The sequence below is a fragment of the Kribbella sp. NPDC051587 genome (genome assembly GCF_044453945.1).
Classification (GTDB): Bacteria; Actinomycetota; Actinomycetes; order Propionibacteriales; family Kribbellaceae; genus Kribbella.
On sequence record NZ_JBITDE010000031.1, the window covers coordinates 1 to 1,181 of the forward strand.

Genomic DNA, 1,181 nt, shown 5'->3' on the forward strand with positions numbered 1-1,181 from the left:
GGGATGCTCCTATAGATCGTCAAGTGTGGTGAGGGTGTAGTAGATCTCGCGGGCGATGAGGCGTTTGAGGCAGCGGATGATGTCTTTCTTGGAGAGGCCTTCGGTGGTTCTGCGGGTCATGTAGGCGCGGGTTCGGGGGTCCCAGCGGAGTCTGCAGATGACGATGCGGTGGATGGCTGAGTTGGCGTGGCGGTCGCCGCCGCGGTTGAGGCGGTGGCGGTGGGTCCGGCCGGACGAGGCGGGAATGGGTGCGACGCCGCAGAGCATGGCGAAGGCTGCTTCGGAGTGGATGCGTTGAGGGTTTTGGCCGGCGGTGACCAGGAGTTGCCCGGCGACGTCGGCTCCGACACCGTTGAGTTCGAGGAGCCTGGGGTTGATCGACTCGACCAGCGGGGTGATGAGGGTGTCGAGTTCGGTGATCTGGCGGGTGAGGTGCTGGTGGTCGTGGGCCAGGCTGCGGAGTGCGGTCTTGGTGGCTTGACCGGGCTGGTCGATGCGGGTGAGGTCGGGGCGGAGTGCGGCGCAGGTGGTGATGAGTTCGTGGGCGGACAGGATGCGCAGCTGTTCGCGTAGTGGTTCGGGTGCGGTGATGATCAAGGTTTTGATGCGGCGGATGCAGTCGGCGCGGTGACTGATCGCGCAGCGGCGGGCAACGCGTAGGTTGCGGAGTGCCTCGACTGCTCCGGTGCGGTTTTTCGGGGTTCCGGTCCGGACACCTGCTGCTGCGGCCCGGGCTGCCGCCTCGGCGTCGATCGGGTCGGATTTGCCGGCCGAGCGGCGGGTTTTGCGGTCCGGCCTGTCGACCTCGGTTACGGTCACGTCCTGGTCGGTGAGGTAGTTCGTGAGACCGTTTCCGTAAGCGCCGGTTCCTTCGACGCCGACCTGTTCGAGAGCGCCGAACGACCGCATCCAGGTTAGTAGTTCTTCATACCCGGCCGCGGTAGCAGCGAACGTGCGATGCGCCAGCAGTCTGCCGAGCGGATCGATCACCGCCGCGGTGTGGGTGTCGCGGTGGGTATCGACACCGCCGAACACGCCGTACTGGAGGTCGTTTGATGTTCGTGTCATGGTGATCGAGCCGTCCTTTCGCTAGGGCTAGGGCGGCACGCACCAGCCGAGGCGAGCGGGACAGAACAGTGATGGGTGCCTGCTGGCACAGGCTCCTATGAAGTCACCAACAA

The 1,181-nt window shown here is 65.3% G+C and carries 1 protein-coding gene; it reads right to left on the reverse strand.

The window, feature by feature from the left end; translation table 11 throughout:
- Positions 1 to 9: 9 nt before the first annotated feature.
- On the reverse strand, positions 10 to 1,068 hold the full coding sequence (locus ACIA49_RS41850; RefSeq protein ID WP_396383935.1) for an IS110 family transposase: 1,059 nt from the start codon (positions 1,066 to 1,068) through the stop codon (positions 10 to 12).
- Positions 1,069 to 1,181 lie beyond the last annotated feature (113 nt).